20 protein-coding genes and 1 pseudogene are annotated in these 24,994 nt (G+C 62.9%); 8 read left to right on the forward strand and 13 right to left on the reverse strand.

What is annotated here, in order from left to right; genetic code table 11:
* Window positions 1-4: 4 nt before the first annotated feature.
* The 12 genes from B0G76_RS09495 to B0G76_RS09550 form a co-directional block, all read right to left on the reverse strand.
* Window positions 5-811 (reverse strand): SDR family oxidoreductase, encoded by an 807-nt coding sequence (locus tag B0G76_RS09495; RefSeq protein ID WP_120296274.1) that lies wholly within the window; start codon window positions 809-811, stop codon window positions 5-7.
* Window positions 812-979: 168 nt separating this feature from the next.
* The gene (locus B0G76_RS09500; RefSeq protein WP_120291587.1) at window positions 980-2,278 is read right to left on the reverse strand and encodes a C40 family peptidase; all 1,299 of its coding nucleotides are present in this window, start codon (window positions 2,276-2,278) and stop codon (window positions 980-982) included.
* 205 nt (window positions 2,279-2,483) lie between these two features.
* Window positions 2,484-4,364 (reverse strand): PhoH family protein, encoded by a 1,881-nt coding sequence (locus B0G76_RS09505; protein ID WP_120291589.1) that lies wholly within the window; start codon window positions 4,362-4,364, stop codon window positions 2,484-2,486.
* Window positions 4,365-4,710: 346 nt separating this feature from the next.
* Complete coding sequence (locus B0G76_RS09510; protein ID WP_409076703.1) at window positions 4,711-5,214, reverse strand: peroxiredoxin; 504 nt, start codon at window positions 5,212-5,214, stop codon at window positions 4,711-4,713.
* Window positions 5,215-5,331: 117 nt separating this feature from the next.
* Window positions 5,332-6,225, reverse strand: a complete 894-nt coding sequence (locus B0G76_RS09515) for a polysaccharide deacetylase family protein (protein WP_120291591.1) — start codon at window positions 6,223-6,225, stop codon at window positions 5,332-5,334.
* Window positions 6,226-6,235: 10 nt separating this feature from the next.
* On the reverse strand, window positions 6,236-7,282 hold the full coding sequence (locus tag B0G76_RS09520) for a bifunctional UDP-4-keto-pentose/UDP-xylose synthase (RefSeq protein ID WP_120291593.1): 1,047 nt from the start codon (window positions 7,280-7,282) through the stop codon (window positions 6,236-6,238).
* Window positions 7,279-8,226 (reverse strand): formyltransferase, encoded by a 948-nt coding sequence (locus B0G76_RS09525; protein ID WP_120291595.1) that lies wholly within the window; start codon window positions 8,224-8,226, stop codon window positions 7,279-7,281. Before B0G76_RS09525 ends, B0G76_RS09520 begins: the two co-directional genes overlap by 4 nt.
* Window positions 8,223-9,266, reverse strand: a complete 1,044-nt coding sequence (locus tag B0G76_RS09530) for a glycosyltransferase (RefSeq protein ID WP_120291597.1) — start codon at window positions 9,264-9,266, stop codon at window positions 8,223-8,225. Before B0G76_RS09530 ends, B0G76_RS09525 begins: the two co-directional genes overlap by 4 nt.
* A 6-nt stretch (window positions 9,267-9,272) precedes the next feature.
* Entirely contained in the window at window positions 9,273-10,424 is a 1,152-nt protein-coding gene (locus B0G76_RS09535; protein WP_120291599.1) for a DegT/DnrJ/EryC1/StrS aminotransferase family protein, read from the reverse strand.
* A 256-nt stretch (window positions 10,425-10,680) separates the two neighbouring features.
* On the reverse strand, window positions 10,681-11,052 hold the full coding sequence (locus tag B0G76_RS09540; RefSeq protein ID WP_120291601.1) for a multidrug efflux SMR transporter: 372 nt from the start codon (window positions 11,050-11,052) through the stop codon (window positions 10,681-10,683).
* Between the two features lie 42 nt (window positions 11,053-11,094).
* A complete protein-coding gene (locus B0G76_RS09545) occupies window positions 11,095-12,831 on the reverse strand; it encodes a glycosyltransferase family 39 protein (protein WP_120291603.1) in 1,737 nt (578 codons plus the stop codon).
* A gap of 230 nt (window positions 12,832-13,061) precedes the next feature.
* Complete coding sequence (locus tag B0G76_RS09550) at window positions 13,062-13,436, reverse strand: Mth938-like domain-containing protein (RefSeq protein WP_120291605.1); 375 nt, start codon at window positions 13,434-13,436, stop codon at window positions 13,062-13,064.
* Between the two features lie 551 nt (window positions 13,437-13,987).
* On the opposite strand from B0G76_RS09550, the gene B0G76_RS09555 reads away from it, so the two are divergent.
* The 6 genes and pseudogenes from B0G76_RS09555 (at window position 13,988) to B0G76_RS09580 (ending at window position 20,651) form a co-directional block, all read left to right on the forward strand.
* Window positions 13,988-15,235: a pyridoxal phosphate-dependent aminotransferase gene (locus tag B0G76_RS09555; protein WP_120291607.1), complete on the forward strand. Its 1,248-nt coding sequence runs from the start codon at window positions 13,988-13,990 to the stop codon at window positions 15,233-15,235.
* An 85-nt stretch (window positions 15,236-15,320) separates the two neighbouring features.
* Window positions 15,321-16,651 (forward strand): annotated as a pseudogene (locus tag B0G76_RS09560) (homoserine dehydrogenase).
* 8 nt (window positions 16,652-16,659) lie between these two features.
* Window positions 16,660-18,111 (forward strand): threonine synthase, encoded by a 1,452-nt coding sequence (thrC, locus tag B0G76_RS09565; protein WP_120291609.1) that lies wholly within the window; start codon window positions 16,660-16,662, stop codon window positions 18,109-18,111.
* Window positions 18,112-18,574: 463 nt separating this feature from the next.
* Window positions 18,575-19,813: a gephyrin-like molybdotransferase Glp gene (glp, locus tag B0G76_RS09570; RefSeq protein ID WP_120291611.1), complete on the forward strand. Its 1,239-nt coding sequence runs from the start codon at window positions 18,575-18,577 to the stop codon at window positions 19,811-19,813.
* A 26-nt stretch (window positions 19,814-19,839) separates the two neighbouring features.
* Entirely contained in the window at window positions 19,840-20,097 is a 258-nt protein-coding gene (gene moaD, locus B0G76_RS09575; RefSeq protein ID WP_120291613.1) for a molybdopterin converting factor subunit 1, read from the forward strand.
* A 77-nt stretch (window positions 20,098-20,174) separates the two neighbouring features.
* On the forward strand, window positions 20,175-20,651 hold the full coding sequence (locus B0G76_RS09580) for a molybdenum cofactor biosynthesis protein MoaE (RefSeq protein ID WP_120291615.1): 477 nt from the start codon (window positions 20,175-20,177) through the stop codon (window positions 20,649-20,651).
* A 172-nt stretch (window positions 20,652-20,823) separates the two neighbouring features.
* Here B0G76_RS09580 and B0G76_RS09585 read toward each other — a convergent pair whose 3' ends face one another.
* On the reverse strand, window positions 20,824-21,369 hold the full coding sequence (locus B0G76_RS09585; RefSeq protein WP_120291617.1) for a group III truncated hemoglobin: 546 nt from the start codon (window positions 21,367-21,369) through the stop codon (window positions 20,824-20,826).
* Window positions 21,370-21,672: 303 nt separating this feature from the next.
* Here B0G76_RS09585 and B0G76_RS09590 point away from each other — a divergent pair, with 303 nt between their 5' ends.
* Both B0G76_RS09590 and clpB read left to right on the forward strand, forming a co-directional pair.
* Window positions 21,673-22,170: an Rrf2 family transcriptional regulator gene (locus tag B0G76_RS09590; protein WP_120291619.1), complete on the forward strand. Its 498-nt coding sequence runs from the start codon at window positions 21,673-21,675 to the stop codon at window positions 22,168-22,170.
* Between the two features lie 119 nt (window positions 22,171-22,289).
* A complete protein-coding gene (gene clpB, locus B0G76_RS09595) occupies window positions 22,290-24,887 on the forward strand; it encodes an ATP-dependent chaperone ClpB (protein ID WP_120291621.1) in 2,598 nt (865 codons plus the stop codon).
* Window positions 24,888-24,994 lie beyond the last annotated feature (107 nt).

Below are 24,994 nucleotides of genomic sequence, written 5' to 3' on the forward strand. Positions count from 1 at the left end.
CCGCTCAGATCAGCGGCGAGTTGCCTCCATCCATCGGGACAATTGCGCCCGTCACATAGCTCGCGCGGCGGCTCGCCAGAAACAGCGCGACGTCTGCGATTTCCTCCGGTTTGGCATAGCGTCCGAGCGGCACTTTAGCCTGCCCGCGTGCTAACGCGTCCGTGCTTTCGATGCCTTGTTGCGATGCTTCCAGTTTGACCGCTTCCTCGACGCGCTCGGTCAGCGTCGAACCCGGGTTGATCGCGTTGATACGGATGCCGTAGCGCGCGTAGTAGTGGGCGAGGCCGACGGTGGCAAGCATCAGCGCGGCATTAGCGGCGCCACCCGCGATATGGATATCGCTCGCGATCTTGCCGCCCATGCCGATGATGTTGACGATCGTGCCGGGCGCGCTGTCGTCGCCGGCCTTCACGCGCTCGGCCATGCGCCGCAGCACTTCCTGTTGCGGGTAAATGTAGGGGAAATACTTTGCTTCCATGGTCGCGCGGAACGCATCGGCGTCCAGCGTTTCCGGGTCATAGCGACGGGCGGCACCCGCGCTGTTGATCAGCACGTCGATGGGGCCGACCGCAGTGGTGACTTCCTCGACAACGTCTGCTGCGCTGTGGGGTTCATGCAAGTCGGCGCGGGTCCGATGCACGTGCAGGCCTTCCTGCTTCAACTGCTCGTAAGCGCGCGCAAGATTGGCAGGGTCGCGCGAAACGATCGCGACCTTCGCACCCTCGAGGGCGAACGCCCGGGCGCAGGCGAGCCCGATCCCTTTGCTGCCGCCTGTGATCAGCACCACCTTGTCTTTCAGACCGAGATCCATCGTCATCACCCGCTGTCGGAAGAATATCGGTGACGATAGCAGATCGGCAGCTTGGCGGGGATGGGCTGGATTGAGGTGCGGAGCGCGGGCGGCGGCGCGCGATTAATGCGAGGCGGCACGGCAGCGGGTCATGAGCGACGAGCCACCGGCCCGCGCCGCACCTCACGATCAGAAATTGCCGTTGGCGAAGCGCGCGATCGGGTCGTCGGTGGTTTGGGTAGGAGCAGGGATGCCACGCGATGCCGTCGAGGCGCGCATGATCTGCACGCCTGTGTTCCCATCGGCTTGCTGAGCTTGCTGGGCTTGGCGTGCGGCAACCGAAGCGGGGGGAGGCGGCTCAAATGCATCCGCAGCGGCGTCGATTGGATCCGGTGTGCGCACGGCAGCCGTCGGCGATTCGGCGCGCGCAGCCACCGGCTGCTGATTCGTCGCCTCTCCGGCGGCCTCATACGTACTCGCTTGCGCGACCGGAACAGGCGCTGGGGACACCGCACCTACCGCGCGCGCCTGCATCTGCGCGGCGCTCATGCCGGGTGGGGGCGGTTCGAACTGATCAGCTTGTCGCGTCGGCGCTGCCGCCGTAGCAGCCGCGGGCTGAGCGCTAGCAGTCAGCGGCGCACGAGTGGTCGCCGCGACCCGCGCCGTTTGCTGCGGAGCCGCCGGATTCGCGGCATAGCCCGAAGCTTGCGACGCAACAGGCGTTGCCACATAGTCCGGAGCTTGCGCCGCAGCAGGCGCTGCCACATAGCCCGAAGACCGCATCGCCGCAGAGTTCGCCGCGTAACCCGAAGAAGATTGCGTCGCCACCGCTGTGCCGGAATAAGCCGACACTGTCTGAGCCACCGGCGCTACACGTTCCGGTTGCGGCGCCGCAGCCTGATAGCTCGGTGTATCGAACGGCGCCGGTTTCGCAGCCGGCGCGGCCACGCGACGAATGCCGTCGAAACGCTTGGCCCAATAGGGATTGGTCAGATAGTCGAGCCGTACGGTGCCGCCCGTGGACGGCGCGTTGACGAAGCGCAGCTTGCCCACATAAATGCCGACGTGCGAATGCGCCCGCCCGGTGGTGTTGAAGAAAATCAGATCGCCCGGCGCGATTTCATCCGGTTCGATCGATTCGCCACGGCCGCTCATGTCCGCGGTAGTACGAGGCAGATTCACGGAAGCGGCACGGGATACCACGTAGCGAACTAATCCGCTGCAATCGAAGCCACTATCCGGCGTATTGCCACCCCAACGGTATGGAATACCGACCAGACTCATCGCCTGGATCGAGATTTCCTCGCGGCCGACGCTGTGGTCGACGAAATTCGGAAAGCCCGGCGGCGGCGCGCGATAAGCGCCGTTCGTGACCACGACCGACGAACCCGATTCGCGCGACGTCTTTTGCGGCGCGCCAGCGCAAGCGGCGAGCAGCAAGACGGTCAGCAGCAAGACGGTCAGCAGCGAGAAGGCGAGTCGGCGCATGAAGACGAGGAGAGCGGTAAACGCTCGTTTAATGTCGAACGATCTCGGGATGGTAGCCCGTCGAACATGGCTCAGGCAAGAATTCTTGATAAATTACTTGAAGTTTGCGCGCTAAGTGTTGCCCGTCGGGAACTCGTGCGGATTAAAAAAGCCGCGTCCGGGCTGACCCGGGCGCGGCTTCTGGTTGAGGCTAAGGCGTTGAAACTTAAAGAATTTCCGATGCGTAATCTGCGAGGCGCGAGCGCTCGCCGCGCGCCAGCGTCACGTGCCCGCTGTGCGCCCAGCCCTTGAAGCGGTCGACCACGTACGTGAGACCCGAGCTGCCTTCCGTCAGGTAAGGCGTATCGATCTGCGCGATATTGCCCAGACAGATGATCTTCGTGCCCGGACCCGCGCGCGTGACCAGCGTCTTCATCTGCTTCGGCGTCAGGTTTTGCGCCTCGTCGATGATCAGATACTTGTCGACGAACGTGCGGCCGCGCATGAAGTTCATGCTCTTGACCTTCAGGCGCGAGCGGATCAACTCCTGCGTCGCGGCGCGGCCCCATTCGCCGGCGGCGTCGTCGGTTTTCTGCAGGACTTCGAGGTTGTCGTCGAATGCACCCATCCACGGCTGCATTTTTTCCTCTTCCGTACCCGGCAGGAAGCCGATGTCTTCACCGACCGGCACCGTTGCGCGCGTCACGATGATCTCGTTGTAGCGCTTGTCGTCGAGCACCTGCGCCAAGCCGGCCGCGAGCGCGACCAGCGTCTTGCCGGTCCCGGCCTGACCCAGCAGCGTGACGAAGTCGATCTCCGGATTCATCAACAGGTTCAGCGCGAAGTTCTGCTCGCGATTGCGCGCCGTGATGCCCCACACGTTGTTCTTATGGTGGCCGTAGTCGCGCAAGGTTTGCAGCAACGCCGTCTTGCCGTTCAGCTCGCGCACCAGCGCATGAAACGCCGGTTCGCCGTTCTGCGGCTCCAGATAGACGAACTCGTTCACCAGCATCGAGGCGCACAGCGGACCCGTCACACGGTAATACGTGGTGCCGGTTTTGGTGTCCTGCCAGCTCTCCATGCCCTTCGCGTGCTTGGTCCAGAAATCCTGCGGCAGCGCGCGGATGCCCGAGTACAGCAGATCGCTGTCTTCGAGCACCTGGTCGTTGAAGTAATCTTCCGCGGGCAGACCGAGCGCATGCGCCTTGATCCGCATGTTGATGTCTTTCGACACCAGCACGACCTGGCGATCCATCCGGTCGCGCTGCAGCGCGCGCACCACGCCGAGAATCTGGTTGTCGGCCTTGCCTTCCGGCAGACCTTCGACCGGCTCGATAGCGTTGAGCTTGGTCTGGAAATACAGGCGCCCGGACGCCTCACGACTGCCCAGACGCGCCAGCGAAATGCCGTCCGAGATGTTGCCGGCGTTTGCCACCAACGCGTCCAGCGTGCGGCTCACCTGGCGAGCGTTACGCGCGACTTCGGACATGCCCTTCTTGTGGTTGTCCAGTTCTTCCAACGTCATCATTGGCAGATAGACGTCGTGTTCCTCGAAACGGAACAGGCAGCTTGGATCGTGCATCAGCACGTTCGTGTCCAGCACGAAAAGCTTCTGCATTTCGAGCGGGTCGGTGGACGCACCGCGCTTCTTGCTGGTGCCGCGCGTGCTGGGTGCTACGGCTGCGGGCGTGCTTGCGGCCGGCTCTTTCGCGCTTGGCGCGCGCGCAACGACCGGCTGCGATTTGCCAGCGGGCGTGGGAACAGCGGCCGTCTCGACTTGCGGACGGGCAGCGGGAACCGGTTGCAGCAAGGCGGCGGTCTGTTTGGTCTTGCGGCCGGGCGTCGCTGTGCGACGCGCCGGTTCAGCTTGCTCGGCGGATGCAGAAGCAGCAGTGGAAGCCGGCACGGGCCGCAAAGTGGTTGCGGCATTGGCGGCATGCGCCATCGGTGTGGCGACGTTCGTGCGACCGTAATCGGCCGACTCTGCTGATTCCCCTCCGACTGCCTGTTTCTTCGCGGCGGAGCGCGCCGGCGTGGCGGCTTTGGCCTTGTATTCGTCAGGCGGCAGGAGATTGCCGAGCTTGCTGGGGGGGGTAGGCAAAGGCATGGTTTCCCTCGAAATAATCGGGTCACATTTCGTGCGCCGCCTGTCGCATTCTGCCGGTGCCGGTGAGGCGCACGCAGTTTGCGTCCGGAGGCGCGCATTCGGTCTAGAGATGCCGGTTCGCCTGGTCTTCGATCGGCTCCTTAACGGAAGCACGTAGCCGAGTGAACGAACGGCTGCGCGCAATTAAAAAAGCCGCCGCCCCGGCGTACGGGGCAAGCGGCTCGCCTTCGGTTATCGCGTTGCGCCTCACGACTCCAACGGAACCGACAAAACGGCCGTCAAGTCTGGCGCAGTTGCGAAAAGTGTGGGGTGGACAGGCACTCATTGGAACCCAATATAACGCGCCTCAAAGCGCTTGTACAGCCTCCAGAATGTCGTCGACGTGCCCTGGCACTTTCACGCCACGCCACTCCTGGCGCAGCACGCCATCGGCGTCGATCAGGAACGTGGAGCGTTCGATCCCACGTACTTCTTTGCCATACATTTTCTTCAATTTCATGACGCCGAAGAGCGCACACAAGGTTTCTTCAGGGTCCGAGATCAACGGGAACGGCAATTCGAGCTTTGCCTTGAAATTGTCATGGGAGCGCAGGCTGTCGCGCGACACGCCAAGAATTTCCGCACCGGCTTTTTTGAACTTCGGATACAGATCGCGGAACTGCAGACCTTCGGTCGTGCAGCCCGGCGTGTTGTCCTTCGGATAGAAATACAGCACCACCTTCTTGCCCGCCAGCTTGGACAGCGTGATATCGCCACCGGTAGCGGGAGCGGTAAAGTCGGGGACGGGTTGGTCGACTGCGATGGGCACGAGGTTCTCCGGTTGTTGTGGCCGCCGCCGCAGTATTTGCATTTGCTTTTGCAACTGCTGTGGCGGCGGCCTGGCATCGAGGCTTTGGGGAGGGCGAATGGCGCGTGGTGATCGCTCGCGCGGTGCTCGGGTCGCCGGGGCCGGCTGCAGCTTGGCCAGTCAGGGCTGGACAATCAACTCGCCGGAGCGGCCTGGAATTTCGCCCCACGTAACAGGGTACGATGGCAGCGTGCTGCGGTCTAGCGTGGCGTAGTAATCACCCATGGTCGCGAAGGTATGGCCTTGCGCGCGCCAGCCTTCCAGCAGCTGTTCGAAAATCGGCGCGAGCTTTTGTCCTTCGAGTTCCGCGTGCAGCGTGAACACCTGATCGTGCGGATTGTTCTCGGTGTGCTTCAGCATCCATGCCGCGACGTTGTGCTCGTCGACACCATCCACGCCGAGCACTTCGTCGAGCGTGGGCAGCGTGGTGGGCATCTGCACGTGCGACAGCTGCTTGCCGCCGACCACCGGCAGATACGGCGAGTGGCCGCGCCCGTCGGACGCGTAGTGCATACCCCACGCGTCGATCTGCTCGAACGCATGGCCGTTCATCTGCCAGCCTGCCGCGCCGTGCGTGACGGGCGGCGCGCCGAAGATCGCGACGAAGCGGTTGAAGCTCTTCTGCATCTGCTTCTCGGTCCACTCGCGGTCCTGCGAACGCACGTTGTCCTGCCAGTAAACGTGATCCCACGTGTGGATGCCGCATTCGAAGCCGGCCTCATGAATCGCGCGCATTTCGGCGGCGGTTTTCACACCGATGTCCGGTCCGGGCAGCAGCACGCCGTACATCAATTGCCTGATGCCGTAATGTTCGACCACCGACGTGCGCGACACCTTTTTCAGAAAGCCCGGCCGCAACACGCGACGCATCGCCCAACCGGTGTGGTCGGGCCCGAGGCTGAAGAGAAAAGTGGCGCGCGCCTTGAAGCGGTCGAAAATGCGAGCGAGATTCGGCACGCCTTCGCGAGTGCCGCGCAGCGTGTCGACGTCGATCTTCAGGACGATACGAGCCAAGGATCAGGCCTTATTGTTGTTCGACGAGGGCGCGAGCTTCGGCAACGTGGCCGCGATACGCTTCGAAAATCTTGCGCAGCGCTTCGTCGAAGGTCGACTTCGGCGCCCAGCCGAGTTCCTGCATCGTGTTGTCGATCTTCGGCACACGGTTTTGCACGTCCTGATAGCCCGCGCCGTAGTACGCGCCCGAGGACGTTTCGACCAGTTGCACCTGCTTCGCGAGTTCGGCGTATTCCGGGAATTCGGCGGCCAGTGCCAGCATCTTGTGCGCGAGCTCGCGCACCGAGAAGTTGTTGGTCGGGTTGCCGATGTTGTAGATCTTGCCCGTGGCCACACCGTCCCTGTTCTCGATGATCTTCATCAGCGCGCCGATGCCGTCGTCGATATCCGTGAACGCGCGCTTTTGCGCACCGCCGTCCACCAGGCTGATGTTCTCGCCGCGCACGATATGGCCGAGGAACTGCGTGACCACGCGCGAGCTGCCTTCCTTCGGTGTATAGATCGAATCGAGGCCCGGGCCGATCCAGTTGAACGGACGGAACAGCGTGAAGTTGAGGCCTTCCATGCCGTAACCCCAGATCACGCGGTCCATCAACTGCTTGGAGCACGCGTAGATCCAGCGCGGCTTGTTGATCGGGCCGTACGTCAGTTGCGACTCTTCCGGATCGAACTGCTCGTCCGTGCACATGCCGTAGACCTCGGAGGTCGACGGAAACACGAGGTGCTTGCCGTATTTGGCGGCCGAACGCACGATCGGCAGGTTCGCTTCGAAATCCAGTTCGAACACGCGCAGCGGCTGCTTCACGTACGTGGCGGGCGTGGCGATCGCGACCAGCGGCAGGATCACATCGCACTTCTTGATGTGATATTCGACCCACTCCTTGTTGATCGTGATGTCGCCTTCGAAGAAGTGCATCCGCTCATGGTTGATCAGGTCACCCAGACGTTCGGTCTGCATGTCCATCCCGAAAACTTCCCAATCGGTCGTTTCGAGAATGCGTTTGGACAGGTGATGGCCGATGAAGCCGTTCACACCCAGAATCAGGACTTTTTTCATGAGTAACGGGGAGTTTCGAGGGGAGTTTGGATGAGCCGGGCGAATTCGGCCGGGGCGACAACGGTTTCGTTGCCGTCATGCTGATGCCGCAATTCGTGGATGGCGATCGCGCGGCCGTCGCCGCATATCGCAAAAACGGCATTATCGCTTACGTGCAGGCCCGGCGGCAAATCCGAGCGAAGCGCGCCGGGCGCGGCCAGACGCGCACGGGCGACGATGAAGCGGTGGCCGGCGATCTCGGCAAACGCGCCGGGATAGGGCGGGGCTACCGCGCGGATCAGGTTGTAGACCTGCTGCGCGGGCTGCGTCCAATCGATCCGGCCGTCTTCCGGCTTGCGGCCGCCGTAATAGCTGCCGTGCGACAGATCGTTCGGCAGATGCGGCGCTTCGCCCGCGAGCAGAGCAGGGAGCACACGCCACAGGGTTTGTTCGGCGGCCACCGTGACCTTGTCGAACACTTGCGCGGCGGTGTCGTCGGGCAGGATCGGCACCGGCGTTTGCGCGATGATCGCGCCCGCATCGGGCTTGGCGGCCATTTCGTGGAGCGTCGCGCCGGTTTCGGTTTCGCCGTGGATCACCGCCCAGTTGGTCGGCACGCGGCCGCGGTACTTCGGCAGAAGCGAGCCGTGCATGTTGTAAGCGCCCCGTGGGGCGAGCGCCAGCAGGTCGACCGGCAACATATGGCGGTAGTAGAACGAGAAGATGAAGTCCGGGCGCGCGGCGCTCACCGCGGCGCGCAATTCCGCGCTTTTCGGATCGGCCGGCGTGACGACCGGAATACCGTGCTCGGCCGCAACCGAGGCGACGCTGCCGAACCAGATGTTTTCGGTCGGGCTGTCCTCGTGCGTAACGACCAGCGCCACGTCGACACCGCGTGCGAGCAGCACCTGCAGGCAGCGCACGCCGACGTTGTGATACGCGAATACGACGGCGCGCGGCTTCATGGATTTGGGCCCTGATCGACCAGCGGCGCCGCTTGCACCGCCTGCACCAGCGCCTGACGCGGCGCTTCGCTCACGGTGGTGCCGTCGCGCTGCTCGAGAATCGTCTGCACCAGGTAACGCGGACGCGCGCGCACCTGCTGGTAAATCCGGCCGATGTATTCACCCAGCAGGCCCAGCGCGAAGATGATCACGCCGAGCAGGAAGAAGGTGATAGCGAACAGCGTGAACACACCTTGCACTTCCGCGCCGATGATGAAGCGGCGAATCAGCAGCAGCACGAACAGCGCCGCGGACCCGAGCGACAGGATCACGCCGATGAACGACAGCCACTGCAGCGGCACGACCGAGAAGCCGGTGACCAGGTCGAAATTCAGGCGGATCAGGCTGTACAGCGAGTACTTCGATTCGCCGGCAAAACGCTCTTCGTGCGCGACTTCGATCTCGACCGGATTCTGCGCGAAGGTGTACGCGAGCGCCGGAATGAAGGTGTTGATCTCGCCGCAGCGATTGATCGTGTCGATGATGTGCCGGCTGTACGCGCGCAGCATGCAGCCCTGGTCGGTCATCTTGATGCGCGTGATGCGCTCGCGCAGACGGTTCATCGCGCGCGAGGCCTTGCGGCGCCACAAGCTGTCCTGGCGTTGCAGACGGATCGTGCCGACGTAGTCGAAACCTTCGCGCATCTTGTTGACCAGCTTGCCGATTTCTTCCGGCGGATTCTGCAGGTCGGCGTCGAGCGTGATGACGATCTCGCCGCGCGATTGCTCGAAGCCCGCCAGAATCGCCATGTGCTGGCCGTAGTTGCCGTTCAGCAGGATCACGCGGGTCGTGTCGGGCCGCGCGCGGAACTGCTCGGCGAGCAGGGCGGCGGATTTGTCGCGGCTGCCGTCGTTGATGAAGATCACTTCATAACCGGTGCCGAGCGCATCGAGCGCCGGGTAGAGGCGCGTGAACAGCTCGGCCAGCCCGGCTTCTTCGTTGTACACCGGAATGATGATCGACACTTCCGGTGCGACGGCGCGATGTTCCGAATAACTCATTTCCGCTTATTTTCCGTATTGTTCGCAAATTTCATTGACCGCGCGGCAGACCCGCTCCACGTCGCCCTCGTTCATCAGCGTGAACAGTGGCAGCGTGACGTTGGTGGCGCCGAAGCGCTCCGCGTGCGGAAACATCCCTTCCTTGAAGCCGCGCGCACGGTACAGCGAGAACAGGTGAATCGCAGGATAGTGCACGCCCGAGCCGATGCCACGCTCTTTCAGCGCGCCCATGAAACCGGCGCGGTCGATCGACAGTTTTTCGAGCGGCAGCGTGATCTGGAACATGTGCCAGTTGCTGTTTTCGAAGTCCGCAAACGGCAGGCCGATGCCCAGCTTGACCGCCGCGCCGCCTTCGAGCCCTGCGAAATAGGCGCGCACGAGCTTTTTGCGCTGCGCGAGGAAACGCTCCAGATGCGGCAGTTGACCGAGGCCGACGCGTGCGGCGACGTCCGTCAGGTTGTACTTGCCGCCCAGCACGTCGCAGTCCATGCCGTCGAAGCCGGTGCGGGTAATACCTTGCAGGCGGTACTTCTGCGCGAGGATCGCCTCTTCTTCGTTGTTCAGCACCAGCGCGCCGCCTTCGATCGAAGTCAGATTCTTGTTCGCGTGGAAGCTGAACGAAACCATGTCGCCGAGTCGGCCGATACGCTCGCCTTTCCACGTCGCGCCGAACGCCTGTGCGGCGTCTTCGATCACGCGCAGCTTGTGGGCGCGGGCGATGGCGTACAGCCGGTCCATGTCGACCGGCAGGCCCGACAGGTACACCGGAATGATCGCCTTGGTGCGTGGCGTGATGGCCTTTTCCAGCAGGTCCAGGTCAATGTTGCGGGTCACCGGATCGATGTCGGCGAACACCGGCGTCGCGCCGACTTCGTAGACCACATTGCTGGTCGCGACCCATGAGGCGGGGGTGGTGATGACTTCATCGCCTTCGCCCACACCGGCAATCCGCAAGCCGATTTCGAGCGTTGCGGTGCCGGAATTGAACGTGCGCACCGGACGGCCGCCGCAGAATTCGGACAACGCCGCTTCGAACTTCTGGTTCTGCGGGCCGGTCGTGATCCAGCCTGAGCGGAGCACGTCGGCGACGCCCTGAATCGTTTCTTCATCGATCTCAGGTTTGACAAACGGCAAAAACGGGACTGGTGACTGGCTCATGAATGCTTCGCTCGATTGAAAGGGGGCAACCCGAAGGGCGCGAAGTAGATCACAAACGACGCGCAAACCCAAGGCCACGACTAAAAAAGGGCGCAACCGCCAAGCTTACCGCGGCCAACCTTACGTTTTACTTAGCAGGCAGCGGTGCCTGGCTTACCGCTGCTTTACCGCCTGCATTTTCGCAGCGCCCGCAACGGCGCCGGCAATAAACGGTAATAAATCGGGCCCGGCAAAGCGCGGCCGGGGGCATGACAGCCTAGCTTCGCGCCAGGACGACCACGCCGATCAGGATGACGCCGATCCCTACCAGCTTCTGCACGGACATCACTTCGCCGAATAGATACCACGCCGCGAACGCGTTGACGACGTATCCGAGCGACAGCATCGGATAGGCAATTGACACGTCCACCCGCGAGAGTCCGACCACCCACACGCCCACGCTGATCACATAACAGGCGAGCCCGCCGATGATCGGCGGCTGCGTCGCGAGGCGAAAGGCGATGGGCAGGATGTTCGCACGGGTGAATTCGAAGTGTCCAACGGCATTCGTTCCGGCTTTGAGCAGCAACTGCGCGCCGGCGTTCAACGTGACGCCGGCGAGGATACAAAAGAGCGAAATCGGGTTCATCGACTGGTCAGATCCTGATATGAGGTCAGTGTTGTGGTTTTTCTACTGGGGCGCCGATGCGGCCTGCGCCGGTGCGCCCTGTGCTGCCGCGTCGGACGCGGCCACGGGTTTCATCACCACCACCCGGCGCGAGTCGCGCGCGATCACCTGCATCGGCAGCCCCTCTTTGAGCAGTTTGTCGTAAGTCGGCGGCGGGATCAGCGCGAGCGCGTAGCGGTCGGCCTTCCAGCGCTCGATCCACGCGTCGACGGTCGGCACCCATTTCTGCGGTTCGACGGACACGCCGAACGCCAGTTCGTCAGCATGTTCGACCATGATCATCGTATGGTCGACGTAGAACGGCATCGTGTGGTCGAGCACGCCGACCGAGTAGAGCGGCGTATCGGCCGGCAACTTCGCGATCTCGGCCTTGATCGCGGGCGCGAGTGGCGCACCGGAGCTTAGCCGCCCGAACACGTCGTGGCCCGTGCCGGCAATCGTGCCGAGCAGCAGCCACGCCGCGCCAAAGCTCGCGACGGCGCCAGGCACGCCGGCGCGGCTGCGTCGGTTCAGCCATAGGGCGACCAGTGTGATCACGAAGGCGACACCGAGGGCCGCCAGCACCCAGGTGCGGTATTCCACGTAGAGTTCAGTCGGGTTGCGTGCGTTGCCGAAGCGCGACATGAACAGCGCGGCAAAAGCGGCCACAACGAGAAACAGCGCATAGCCGGCGAGATGGCGGCGAAACTGGTCGCGCGTGACGAGCGGCAGGTACATGCCGATGATCAGCGCGATCGGCGGGGCGATCGGCAGCGTGTAGGACAGGAGCTTCGAGTGGGACGCGCTGAAGAACAGGAAGATGAAGGCGGTCCACACCAGCATCAGCGTGACCGGCGCAAAGCCGTTCGGCTGGCGCGGCAGGCGCCACGCGTGGCGCACGCTCTGGAAGGTGACTGACAACCACGGCAGGAAGCCGACCAGCAGCACCGGCACGAAGTAATAGAACGGGCCCGGGCGGTTCTGTTCCGGCGTCAGATAGCGCTTGAACTGTTGAACGATGAAGAAGAAGTTCAGGAATTCCGGATTGCGCTGCTGCACCAGCACGAACCACGGCGTGACGATCACGAAAAACACGATCAGGCCGCCGATCAGATGCAGACGTTTCCACACGGCCCAGTCGCGCGCGATCACGGTGTACAGCACTAGCACCGCGCCCGGCAGAATCAGGCCGACGAGACCCTTGGACAGCACCGCCAGCGCCATCGCTCCCCAGCACACCCACATCCATGCCCGCACGCTGGCGGTCGGCAGGTTGGGGCGCTGCGCGAGCAGCAGCGCGCAGAGCGTCAGCTCCATCCAGAACGACAGGCCCATGTCGAGCGTGTTGAAGTGGCCCATCAGGTTCCAGTACGGCGACGTGGCCAGCACAATCGCCGCGAATACGCCGGTTGCCGCGTTGAACACGCGCGCGCCGGTGAAGCCGATCAGCAGCACGCCGGCAAAGCCCGTCAGCGCGGTGTAGAGCCGCGCCTGCCATTCGCCGATGCCGAACCACGCGAACGTGAGCGCGTTCGCCCAGGTTTGCAGCGGCGGCTTCTCGAAATACTTGTAGCCGTTGTAGCGCGGCGTGATCCAGTCGCCGGTGACGAACATTTCGCGCGCCATTTCGGCGTAGCGGCCTTCGTCGCTCGGCAGCAGATGGCGCCAGCCGAGCGGCACGAACCAGATCACGGCGAGGGCCAGCACCAGCAGCAGGATCGTGGTGCGATTGAGCGGTAGCCTCGTCGGCGTATCGTTCATGGTTTTCAACCTTTTTGGCAACGCCGCGTCGGCGGCGAGGCGGTGTTATTTGGGAAGGGCGCTTGTCGGCGTGGCGCCATTGGCGCGCAGTGTACGTTATCAGCCGTGATGCGGCGAGAGGTGGGGCCGGTCCGGCAGCCTCGCACACAGCGCACGCCGCGGATGCCACGTATGGCCTCCAGCGTCTGCACGCCGGCTAGCGACAGCTTCGCGGCACCGGCGCGGCGCCACTAGGCTTCGATCAGCAACGCGGCCGCGACCTTGCGGCCCTCGGCCATCAGAATGTTGTAGGTGCGGCAGGCGGCCTTGAAGTCCATCGTTTCGACGCCGATGCGTTTGGCGGTGAGTGCGGCGGTCAGCCGCGGATGCGGGAAGCGCAGCCGTTCGCCGCTGCCGAACACGACCACTTCGGGCGCCGCGTCCACCAGCATGGCGAAGTGTTCGGCGCTCAACTGGTCGAAAGAGGAGACGGGCCAGGCGATGACGGGCGCGTCCGGCAGCATGAGAATGCTGCCGGCGTGGCGCACCAGATTGATTTCGACGTAGCCGGCGCCGTAGCCGGTGACGGTGTTGAGGGCGCCGCTGGAATCCTGATGTAATTTCAAATTCGTTTTCCGAAGTCGTCGTGAGACATCATGCGCGTTGGCGGCCTGACCGGGCAGAGCGGAAGCCGGGCGGTTTGACGCGAGTGGGACACATGATTGGCACAGAAGCGGCCGAAAAGGCTTGCCGTTGCGGTTGGTGCATTGCGGAAGTCGGCCAAAATCCGCTAAATTATAACTTTTTAGCCGCCTTGCGGCGCCCCTCGCTCAAGTGCCGCCTCATGTGCTGTCATAAGCCGCCCTGAGGGCACTGGCGCGGTCCTCCGGCTACCTGCCTTGGTTCTGCCCGCGTATTGCGGGATTTTCGTCGGCTTTTCGACTGTTTTACCTGCTTTGGGTCTGCTTTTTGTCTGATTTTGGACTGTTCGGCTGCTGCACCGGCGCAATCCGCCGGACGCGCGCCTGAGCAGCCCGGCAAGCCGGCCCAATCCGCGCCTGGCGTCCCGCTCCGCGTCTGGCGGGCGTGCCGCGTCATAATCCCCCGTATCGGCGGACTTGCCTGGGTCGCGGTTTTTTCGCCCCCGCTTGTTCGCCAAGCCCATCAACAGGATGAAGTGCCCGCCGTGAAACCGATTCTCAAATCCAACAAGTTGTTGAATGTCTGCTATGACATTCGCGGGCCTGTCCTCGAACACGCGAAGCGGCTCGAAGAAGAGGGCCACCGCATCATCAAGCTGAACATCGGCAATCTCGCGGCGTTCGGCTTCGACGCGCCGGACGAAATCATTCAGGACATGATCCTGAATCTGCCGGGCTCGTCCGGCTACTCGGATTCCAAGGGTGTGTTCGCCGCGCGCAAGGCAATCATGCATTACACGCAGCAAAAGGGCGTGCATGGCGTCGAACTGGACGACATCTACATCGGCAATGGCGCCTCCGAGCTGATCGTGATGGCGCTGCAGGGCCTCCTGAACGACGGCGACGAAGTGTTGCTGCCCGCGCCGGATTACCCGCTGTGGACCGCCGGCGTTAGCCTCTCGGGCGGCACGCCGGTGCACTACATCTGCGATGAATCGAACAGCTGGATGCCCGATCTGGACGACATCCGCGCGAAAATCACGCCAAATACGCGTGCGCTCGTCGTCATCAATCCGAACAACCCGACCGGCGCGCTGTACTCGGACGAACTGCTGCTTGGCCTGATCGAGATCGCCCGCCAGCACGGCCTCGTGATCTTCGCTGACGAGGTCTACGACAAGATCGTCTATGACGGCAAGAAGCACACGTCGATGGCCGCGCTCTCCGAAGACGTGCTCACCGTCACGTTCAACAGCCTCTCGAAGAGCTACCGTTCGTGCGGCTACCGTGCCGGCTGGATGTTCATCTCGGGCCTGACCGGCGAGAACCGCCGCCATGCCAAAGACTATTTCGAAGGGCTCGGCATTCTGGCCTCCATGCGCCTGTGCCCGAACGTGCCCGGCCAGTACGCGATCCAGACCGCGCTGGGCGGCTATCAGAGCATTAACGACCTGATCGTGCCGAGCGGGCGCCTGTACAAACAGCGCGAACTCGCGTATGACATGCTCACAGCGATTCCCGGCGTGAGCTGCGTGAAGCCCGAGGCGGCGCTGTATATGTTCCCGCGCCTCGATCCGAAGATTTATCCGATTCAGGACGACCAGCAGTTCATCCTCGACCTTCTGCTGGAAGAGCGCGTGCTGCTGGTTCAAGGCACCGGTTTCAACTGGAAGACGCCGGACCACTTCCGCGTCGTGTTCCTGCCGAACGTGGACGATCTCGCGGATTCGATCAACCGGATCGCGCGCTTTCTGGACGGTTACCGCAAGCGCCACACGGCTTGAGACGGCCGGCGCGCCCGGTGCGCGCCGCGGCCGGCCCCAGTTTCCTCAGTTTCCTTTTAATCACTTACTCGAAAACACACGCTGCATGGAACCGATCAAAGTTGGACTGCTGGGCTTCGGCACGGTAGGCAGCGGCACCTTCACGGTACTGCGCCGTAATCAGGAAGAAATCAAACGCCGCGCGGGCCGGGGCATCGAGATTGCGCGCATTGCCGTGCGCAATCCCACCAAGGCCACCGCGGCGCTCGGCGCTGAAGCCGGCACTGTGGCGCTGACCGATGACTTCAACTCGGTGGTCGACGATCCGTCGATCGATATCATCGCGGAGATGATTGGCGGCACGGGCGTGGCACGCGACCTCGTTCTGCGTGCGATCAGGAACCGCAAGCACGTGGTCACGGCCAACAAGGCGCTGCTCGCGGTGCACGGCACGGAGATTTTCGAAGCGGCGCGCGCCAACGGCGTGATGGTGTCGTTCGAAGCGGCGGTGGCGGGGGTATTCCGATCATCAAGGCGCTGCGCGAGGGGCTCACGGCCAATCGTATCCAGTACATTGCCGGCATCATCAACGGCACGACGAACTACATCCTCTCGGAGATGCGCGACCGCGGGCTCGACTTCGCGACCGCCTTGAAAGCGGCGCAGGAACTGGGTTACGCCGAAGCCGATCCGACCTTCGACATCGAAGGCGTGGACGCCGCCCACAAGGCGACGATCATGAGCGCGATCGCGTTCGGCGTGCCGGTGCAGTTCGATAAGGCATACGTCGAAGGCATCAGCAAGCTGGCGGCGATCGACATCAAATACGCCGAAGAACTTGGCTACCGCATCAAGCTGCTCGGCATCTCGCGCCGCACGGACAAGGGCATCGAATTGCGCGTGCATCCCACGCTGATTCCGGAAAAGCGCCTGCTGGCGAACGTGGAAGGCGCGATGAACGCGGTCGTGGTGCACGGCGACGCGGTTGGCTCCACGCTGTACTACGGCAAGGGCGCGGGCGCGGAGCCGACCGCATCCGCCGTGGTGGCCGACCTGGTCGACGTGACGCGTCTGCATACGGCGGACCCGGAGCATCGCGTGCCGCATCTGGCATTCCAGCCGGACAGCCTGTCGAACACCCCGATCCTGCCGATCGACGAAGTGACGAGCGGCTACTACCTGCGTCTGCGTGTGGCGGACGTGACGGGCGTGCTGGCCGACATCACGCGTATTCTGGCGGACACCGGCATCTCGATCGACGCGCTGCTGCAGAAGGAGTCGGAGCAGGTCGACGCGAACGGCAAGGGCGAAACCGACATCATCCTGATTACGCACGAAACGGTTGAAAAGCACGTCAACGCGGCGATCAAGACGATCGAAGCGTTGAAGACCGTTGTCTCGCAAGTCACGAAGCTGCGCATGGAAGCGCTGAACTAGGCCGAACTATGAACTACCTCTCTACGCGCGGCGCCGGAGCCGGCGAGCGCCATACCTTTTCCGAGATTCTGCTGGGCGGCTTGGCGAAAGACGGCGGCCTGTACCTGCCGGCGCAATATCCGCGCGTCACGGTTGACGAGCTGACGCGCTGGCGCACGCTGCCGTACGCGGACCTCGCCTTCGAGATCCTGTCGAAGTTCAGCGACGACATTCCCGCCGAGGACCTGCGCGCGCTGACGCGCAAGACCTACACGGCCGAGACGTATTGCAATGTGCGCAACGACGAAAGCGCTGCGCAGATCACGCCGTTGAAAACGCTGGGCGTCGAGAATGGCGCGCCGCTGTCGCTGCTGGAACTGTCGAACGGTCCGACGCTTGCGTTCAAGGACATGGCGATGCAGTTGATCGGCAACCTGTTCGAATACGCGCTGGCACGTCACGGCGAGACGCTGAACATTCTTGGCGCGACCTCGGGCGACACGGGTAGCGCGGCGGAATATGCGATGCGCGGCAAGAAGGGCATTAGCGTATTCATGCTTTCGCCGCACAAGAAGATGAGCGCGTTCCAGACTGCGCAGATGTACAGCCTGCAGGACCCGAATATTTTCAACATCGCGGTCGAGGGTGTGTTCGACGATGCCCAGGACATTGTGAAGGCGGTTTCGAACGACCACGCGTTCAAGGCGAAGTACAAGATCGGCACGGTCAACTCGATCAACTGGGCGCGCGTCGTAGCCCAGGTGGTGTACTACTTCAAGGGCTACTTCGCCGCGACGAAGTCGAACGACGAGCGCGTCTCGTTCACGGTGCCGTCGGGCAATTTCGGCAATGTGTGTGCGGGTCATATTGCACGCATGATGGGTTTGCCGATCGAGAAGCTGGTGGTCGCAACGAACGAAAACGACGTGCTCGACGAGTTTTTCCGCACGGGCATTTACCGAGTGCGCAAGGCGGCTGAGACTTACCACACGAGCAGCCCGAGCATGGACATTTCGAAGGCTTCGAATTTCGAGCGGTTCGTATTCGACCTGCTGGGCCGCGACCCGGCGCGGGTGCTGCAACTATTCCGCGACGTTGAAGAGAAGGGCGGTTTCGACCTTGCCGCGAGCGGCGATTTTGCGCGCGTGGCGGAATTCGGATTCGTGTCGGGGCGCAGCAGCCACGAGGACCGTGTGGACGCGATCCGCGACGTCTTCGAGCGATACGACGCGATGATCGACACGCACACGGCTGACGGCCTGAAGGTAGCGCGCGAGCATTTGCAGGCGGGCATCCCGATGATCGTGCTGGAGACGGCGCAGCCAATCAAGTTCGGCGAGACGATCCGCGAGGCGCTGGAGCGCGAACCGGAGCGCCCAGCCGCGTTTGCGGGACTGGAGTCGCTTCCGCAGCGGTTTGAAGTGTTGCCGGCGGACGTCCAGCGCGTGAAGGACTTCATCGCGGCAAACACGGGCGAATAACACCGTAGCTCGAGCGCGACTCTGTCGCGCTCGAGCTACGAACGAGGCACAAAAGAAGTACCGCCACGGCGCGCGCAGCGCCGCCGGAGGTATGACTGCTGTGTCACTCGCGCCGAATGTGCGAGGGCACGGATTCCAGATGCACCACTACCGTGGCTGTGCGGGGGACCCGCTTAAGAGTTAGTGGTGTGAAGCGGCTTTCTTTTGCCTACTTTTCTTTGCGGCAGGCCCAAAGAAAGTAAGTGCCTGCCCCGCACAGGGGCGACGCGAATAGACCACTAACAAATCAAGGAAAGGCCACCGCCGCAGGCATAAAAAAACCACCGCCAAAGGCAAAAAACCACCATAACTCCCGGCCGCCACCGGCCATCCCCATCGACCGCTACAATATTCCTTTAACCTGCGGCTTCGAGACCAGAAGATGTCCACCCCCACCCCCACGCCCCGCGCTGCGATGCCTCCGATGCTCTCCACCGCCGAAGCATTGGCGACCTTGCTCAGCGCAGCGAGCCCCATCACCGGCACGGAATCAATCCCCACGCTGGAAGCGCTCAACCGCGTGCTATCGGCCGACGTCATCTCACCGCTCGACGTCCCTCCAATGAACACCAGTTCAATGGACGGTTACGCGATCCGCACTGCAGATCTAACAGCGGACGACAACCACCGCCTGCCAGTCTCACAACGCATTCCAGCCGGCCACGCGCCCGAGCCATTAAAACCCGGCACAGCAGCCCGCATCTTCACAGGCGCAACAGTGCCACCAGGCGCCGACGCCATCGTGATGCAGGAACAAACCGAAGCCTCCGGCAACGAAGTCACCATCCTCCACAGCCCGGCGCCTGGTGAATGGATCACGGCCCAGGGCGCGGACATCCAGAGCGGCTCGATCATCCTTCCAGCGGGCACACGCCTGACGCCACAAGCGCTAGGGCTCGCCGCCTCAGTCGGCTGCGCCCAACTCCAGGTACGCCGCCGCGTAAAAGTCGCCGTATTCTTCACCGGCGACGAACTAAGCATGCCTGGCGAGCCGCTGAAACCCGGCGCGATCTACAACTCGAACCGCTTCACGCTGCGCGGGCTGCTGGAAAACCTGGGCTGCGACGTCACCGACTACGGCATCGTCCCCGACAAGCTCGACGCGACCCGCGCAACGCTGCGCGAAGCCGCGCAAGCGCACGACCTGATCCTCACCTGCGGCGGCGTGTCGGTCGGCGAAGAGGATCATGTCAAGCCGGCCGTCGAGGCGGAAGGGCGCCTGTCGATGTGGCAGATCGCAATGAAACCGGGCAAGCCGCTCGCATTCGGCGCCGTGCGCCGGGCAGCGCAGCAGACAGATACAGCCAAGGCTACGTCTGCCGAAACCTTTTTTATCGGCCTGCCGGGCAATCCGGTCTCCAGCTTCGCGACCTTTTTGCTGTTCGTTCGCCCGTTCGTCCTGCTACTGGCCGGCGTGCGGACGGTGGCGCCGCGCGCGCTGTCGCTGCGCGCCGATTTCTCGCAGAAGAAGGCCGACCGTCGCAACGAGTTCCTGCGCGCGCGCATCAACGCGGCCGGCGGCCTCGATCTGTTTCCGAACCAAAGCTCGGCCGTCCTGACATCGACCGTCTGGGGCGACGGGCTGATCGACAACCCGCCGAACCATGCCATCAGCGTAGGCGAGACCGTGCGTTTCATCCCCTTTTCCGAATTGCTGAACTGAGGCCGGCACCAGCCGGCGGCCTTCCGATGAAGATTCAACTCCGATATTTTGCAAGCGTGCGCGAAGCGCTCGAAACCGCCGACGAAACGGTCGATCTGCCCGACGGCATCGCGACTGTCGGCGACGTGCGCGCCTGGTTGCGCGTGCGCGGCGGCATCTGGGCCGACACCCTCGCCGAGGGCCGCGCGCTGCGCATGGCCTGCAATCACGTGATGACCGATGCCGGCACGCGCATCACAGAAAATTGCGAAGTCGCTTTCTTTCCGCCCGTCACCGGCGGGTGAGCCGTCCGGCAGGCCCGGATGACCGCCCCGAAACTTCGCTAAACCACGCTAACGCGCCAGCCACACAGGAGTCAGACATGCCCGTTCGCGTCCAGACGGAAGACTTCGACCTCACCGCCGAGGTCGCCGCGTTGCGCGCACGCAATCCGAAGATCGGCGCGGTGGCCTGTTTTGTCGGCACCGTGCGCGATCTGAACGACGGCAGCGCGGTCGAAACCATGGAGCTCGAGCACTATTCGGGCATGACGGAAAAGTCGCTGGAAGCGATCGTCGTGAGCGCGCGCGAGCGTTGGCCGGGGATCGAAGTGCTGATCGTGCATCGGGTCGGCAAGCTTTATCCGCTCGACCAGATCGTGCTGGTGGCGACCACTGCCGCCCATCGGGGCGACGCCTTCGCGTCGTGTGAGTTCGTGATGGACTACCTGAAGACCCAGGCGCCGTTCTGGAAGAAAGAGAAAACCGAAGAAGGCGAGCGCTGGGTCGACGCCCGTGTCACCGACGACGCGGCGCTGGCTCGTTGGGGTGTCGAATCGGGAAATCGGTCTGAGGACTAGCGCGCACCGTTTGTGCGTTGGTCTTCCAGCGGGGGAACAGGGTCCGGCAGGGCACCTCGATGCTTCTTCAGGCTTGTTGCCCCTGAACGGCGCCAATGCGACCGTTAAACGGCGGTTCAGCACCTGTTGAGCTGTTGAGCAGACCCGGGTGCCTCTGCAGCAGGCGCATCACTCACTCGTCCCGCGTCTTACCGATGATCCGTGTCGGAAACGGCTCGCCGCGCGGGTGCCTGGCGTCGTGGGCATCATCGTCGCCAGACGCACGCCGTTTCGGCGCGACGCGCTCCAGCAACGCCTGCTGTTCCGCCGGAATCTTGTAATCCCAGCCGAAGCGGCTCAACTGCAAACTCTGCGCGATACGCAGCGCCGGTTCCATGAAGCGGACCGCCGCCGCCGGCTGATAGCGCGACTCCACCGTATCCAGAAACAGATACAGCCAGCGGCTGAAATGTTGCGGCTCGACGCCCTCGAGCGGCTGATGGGCCTGTTGCACATTGCCGCGGTATTGCTTCGCGCCCAGCACCAGACTGCCCCAGAACGTGCACATCTTGGGCAAGTGGTCGTCCCAGCGGCCCGCCAGCGTTGCGTCGAACACCGGACCAAGCAGCGGATCGGCGCGAACACGGTCGTAAAAACCGTAGACGAGCTCGCGAATATTCGCCTCAGTAGGTTCGGCCGCGCGCTCGACAACCGGTGCGGCAGGAAAAGACGGATTCATGCAAATTCCAGATTGTGCGGTTATTCAAAGTGATTCGCCACGCATCGCCACAGACCGTCAGGAATGGCCTCAAACCGCGCTCAAACAAAAGGAAGTAGGCCACGATTGCCCCGCTTTTCGTATTAATGGCCTATGCGGGAAACGTTACCATTACTGCCGAGAGACAAACACCGACTGTCAGCGCAAAATAATAAATATGCGCAACGCCTGCATCTTATGGCGAAGCGTCGGCCCCCGGCAACCCTTGCATCGACGCGGTTATCTCCCGGATCGCGACTTGCGCTCATCGTGACACCTGCACTTATGAGACTGACCGACTATACGGATTACGCAGTGCGCGTCCTGCTGTACCTTGCTGTCCGCCGCGAAGGCCTATCGACCATCCAGGACATTTCGGACGCGTACGGCATATCCAAGAACCATTTGATGAAGGTGGTGCAGCAACTCGGCGAACTCGGCTGGGTTGAGACCGTGCGCGGGCGTAACGGCGGCCTGCGGCTTGCCGAGCAAACCAGCGCGTTGACCGTGGGCGAGATCGTGCGGGCCACGGAAAGCGACTTTGCACTGGTGGGCTGTTTCCCGGACGCCCAAGGTGAACGCCGCGCCTGTGTCATCGCACCGCACTGCCGCCTGCGCGGCGCGCTCGAGGCGGCGCGCAACGCGTTCCTTGCCGAGCTCGACCGCTACACCATCGGCGAAGTTGCCGAGCCGCACGGTCCGCTGGCTGCGGTGCTTGGCCTAAGCGCCGTCATCCCGATCGTGCCGGTCGCGCCGGCTGGCGGCGCGGCGCCGTTCTCCTGAAACCGGGCCGCAAGTTCTCGCGCGTCAAATGTTAAATAGTTGTTGGTGGTTGCAAAAAAACGCTTGAAACCTGCGTAAAACGCCTCAATTTGGTGGTAATTGAAATTGGAGGTCTCTTGATGAGAATCGACAAACTTACCACTAAATTCCAGGAAGCACTGGCCGACGCGCAGAGTCTCGCCGTCGGTCACGACAATCAATACATCGAACCGGTTCACGTCCTGTCTGCGCTCGTCGCCCAGCAGGACGGTTCGGCACGCTCGCTGCTCTCGCGTGCCGGCGTGCACGTCCAGGCGCTGCAAACCGCGCTGGACGACGCCATCACCCGCCTGCCGCAAGTGCAGGGCACCGACGGCAACGTGCAGATCGGCCGCGAACTGACCGGCTTGCTGAACCAGGCCGACAAGGAAGCACAGAAACTCAACGACACGTTCATCGCGAGCGAGATGTTCCTGCTCGCGGTCGCTGACGATAAAGGCGAGGCCGGCCGTCTCGCGCGCCAGCACGGTTTGTCGCGCAAGTCGTTGGAAAGCGCGATTGCGGCGGTGCGCGGCGGCTCGCAAGTGCACAGCCAGGACGCCGAAAGCCAGCGTGAAGCGCTGAAAAAGTACACCGTCGATCTGACCGAGCGCGCGCGGGCGGGCAAGCTCGACCCCGTGATCGGCCGCGACGACGAAATTCGCCGCTCGATCCAGATCCTGCAGCGCCGCACCAAGAACAATCCGGTGCTGATCGGCGAGCCGGGCGTGGGTAAGACCGCGATCGTCGAAGGCCTCGCGCAGCGGATCGTCAACGGCGAAGTGCCGGAAACGCTCAAGGGCAAACGCGTGCTGTCTTTGGACATGGCGGCGTTGCTGGCCGGCGCGAAATACCGCGGCGAGTTCGAAGAACGCCTGAAAGCCGTGCTGAACGACATCGCGAAAGACGAAGGCCAGACCATCGTCTTCATTGACGAAATTCATACCATGGTCGGCGCGGGCAAGGCCGAAGGCGCGATGGACGCGGGCAATATGCTCAAGCCGGCGCTCTCGCGCGGCGAATTGCATTGCGTCGGCGCCACCACGCTCGACGAATATCGCAAGTACATCGAAAAGGACGCCGCGCTCGAACGCCGCTTCCAGAAGGTGCTGGTCGACGAACCGTCGGTCGAGGCAACCATCGCGATTCTGCGCGGTTTGCAGGAGAAGTACGAACTGCATCACGGCGTCGATATCACCGACCCGGCGATCGTCGCCGCAGCCGAGTTGTCGCATCGCTACATCACTGACCGTTTCCTGCCGGACAAGGCCATCGATCTGATCGACGAAGCCGCTTCGAAGATCAAGATGGAAATCGATTCGAAGCCGGAAGAGATGGATCGGCTCGACCGTCGGTTGATCCAGTTGAAGATCGAGCGCGAGGCCGTGAAGAAGGAAAAGGACGAAGCGTCGCAAAAGCGTTTGCAACTGATCGAAGAAGAAATCGAGCGGTTGGACCGCGAATATTCGGACCTCGAAGAAATCTGGACCGCGGAAAAAGCGGCGGTGCAGGGCAGCGCGCAGTTGAAGGAAGACATCGAGAAAACGCGCGCGGAAATCACGCGCTTGCAGCGTGAAGGCAAGCTCGAGAAAGTCGCCGAGTTGCAGTACGGCAAGCTGCCGGGTCTCGAAGCGCAGTTGAAGGAAGTGACCCAGGCCGAAGCGAACGAGCAGAACAACCCGACCCGGCCGCGTCTGTTGCGCACGCAGGTGGGCGCGGAGGAAATCGCGGAAGTCGTTTCGCGTTCCACCGGCATTCCGGTGTCGCGCATGATGCAGGGCGAGCGCGAAAAGCTGCTGCAGATCGAAGAGAAACTGCACGACCGCGTGGTCGGTCAGGACGAAGCGATCACCGCGGTGGCCGATGCGATCCGCCGTTCGCGCGCGGGTCTGGCGGATCCGAACCGGCCATATGGTTCGTTCCTCTTCCTCGGGCCGACCGGCGTGGGCAAGACCGAGCTGTGCAAGGCGCTGGCGTCGTTCCTGTTCGATTCGGAAGATCATCTGATCCGCATCGACATGAGCGAATTCATGGAGAAGCATAGCGTTGCACGTTTGATCGGCGCGCCGCCGGGCTACGTCGGTTATGAAGAAGGGGGTTACCTGACCGAAGCCGTACGCCGCAAGCCGTACAGCGTGATCCTGCTCGACGAAATCGAGAAGGCGCATCCCGATGTGTTCAACGTTCTGCTGCAGGTGCTCGACGACGGCCGTATGACCGATGGGCAAGGGCGCACCGTGGACTTCAAGAATACGGTGATCGTGATGACGTCGAACCTCGGATCGCAGGTGATTCAGGCGATGGTCGGCGAGCCGCAGGAAGCGGTGAAGGACGCGGTCTGGGAAGAGGTGAAACTGCACTTCCGGCCCGAGTTCCTGAACCGGATCGACGACGTCGTGGTGTTCCATGCGCTCGACCGTTCGAACATCCAGTCGATCGCGCGGATTCAGTTGCAGCGTCTGCATGAACGGCTTGCCAAGCTCGACATGCAACTGGTGGTGTCGGACGCGGCGCTCGAGCACGTCGGCAAGGTCGGCTACGATCCGCTGTTCGGGGCGCGGCCGTTGAAGCGCGCAATCCAGCAGGAGATCGAGAACCCGGTCGCCAAGCTGATTCTGGCCGGCAAGTTTGGTCCGAAGGACGTGATTCCGGTCGAAGTGGAAGACGGCAAGCTGGTATTCGATCGCGTCGTGCACTAAGCGAAACGCGTTGGGCTACTCAGGGAACGGCAGGGGTTGGGCCGTTCCAGCCAATGGTAAAAAGCGGCAACGAAGGTGACTTCGTTGCCGCTTTTTTTCGACTTTTT

It is taken from the genome of Paraburkholderia sp. BL23I1N1 (assembly GCF_003610295.1).
GTDB lineage: Bacteria > Pseudomonadota > Gammaproteobacteria > Burkholderiales > Burkholderiaceae > Paraburkholderia.

Bases quoted from the DNA above. Each gene is read 5' to 3' on its own strand.
- B0G76_RS09585 (WP_120291617.1), bottom strand. From the start codon at position 21,369: ATGAATCCGTCTTTTCCTGCCGCACCGGTTGTCGAGCGCGCGGCCGAA.
- B0G76_RS09510 (WP_409076703.1), bottom strand. From the start codon at position 5,214: ATGCAAATACTGCGGCGGCGGCCACAACAACCGGAGAACCTCGTGCCC.
- B0G76_RS09530 (WP_120291597.1), bottom strand. From the start codon at position 9,266: ATGAGTTATTCGGAACATCGCGCCGTCGCACCGGAAGTGTCGATCATC.
- B0G76_RS09580 (WP_120291615.1), top strand. From the start codon at position 20,175: ATGCCCGTTCGCGTCCAGACGGAAGACTTCGACCTCACCGCCGAGGTC.
- B0G76_RS09505 (WP_120291589.1), bottom strand. From the start codon at position 4,364: ATGCCTTTGCCTACCCCCCCCAGCAAGCTCGGCAATCTCCTGCCGCCT.
- thrC (WP_120291609.1), top strand. From the start codon at position 16,660: ATGAACTACCTCTCTACGCGCGGCGCCGGAGCCGGCGAGCGCCATACC.
- B0G76_RS09540 (WP_120291601.1), bottom strand. From the start codon at position 11,052: ATGAACCCGATTTCGCTCTTTTGTATCCTCGCCGGCGTCACGTTGAAC.
- moaD (WP_120291613.1), top strand. From the start codon at position 19,840: ATGAAGATTCAACTCCGATATTTTGCAAGCGTGCGCGAAGCGCTCGAA.
- glp (WP_120291611.1), top strand. From the start codon at position 18,575: ATGCTCTCCACCGCCGAAGCATTGGCGACCTTGCTCAGCGCAGCGAGC.
- clpB (WP_120291621.1), top strand. From the start codon at position 22,290: ATGAGAATCGACAAACTTACCACTAAATTCCAGGAAGCACTGGCCGAC.
- B0G76_RS09535 (WP_120291599.1), bottom strand. From the start codon at position 10,424: ATGAGCCAGTCACCAGTCCCGTTTTTGCCGTTTGTCAAACCTGAGATC.
- B0G76_RS09545 (WP_120291603.1), bottom strand. From the start codon at position 12,831: ATGAACGATACGCCGACGAGGCTACCGCTCAATCGCACCACGATCCTG.
- B0G76_RS09590 (WP_120291619.1), top strand. From the start codon at position 21,673: ATGAGACTGACCGACTATACGGATTACGCAGTGCGCGTCCTGCTGTAC.
- B0G76_RS09520 (WP_120291593.1), bottom strand. From the start codon at position 7,282: ATGAAAAAAGTCCTGATTCTGGGTGTGAACGGCTTCATCGGCCATCAC.
- B0G76_RS09500 (WP_120291587.1), bottom strand. From the start codon at position 2,278: ATGCGCCGACTCGCCTTCTCGCTGCTGACCGTCTTGCTGCTGACCGTC.
- B0G76_RS09525 (WP_120291595.1), bottom strand. From the start codon at position 8,226: ATGAAGCCGCGCGCCGTCGTATTCGCGTATCACAACGTCGGCGTGCGC.
- B0G76_RS09495 (WP_120296274.1), bottom strand. From the start codon at position 811: ATGGATCTCGGTCTGAAAGACAAGGTGGTGCTGATCACAGGCGGCAGC.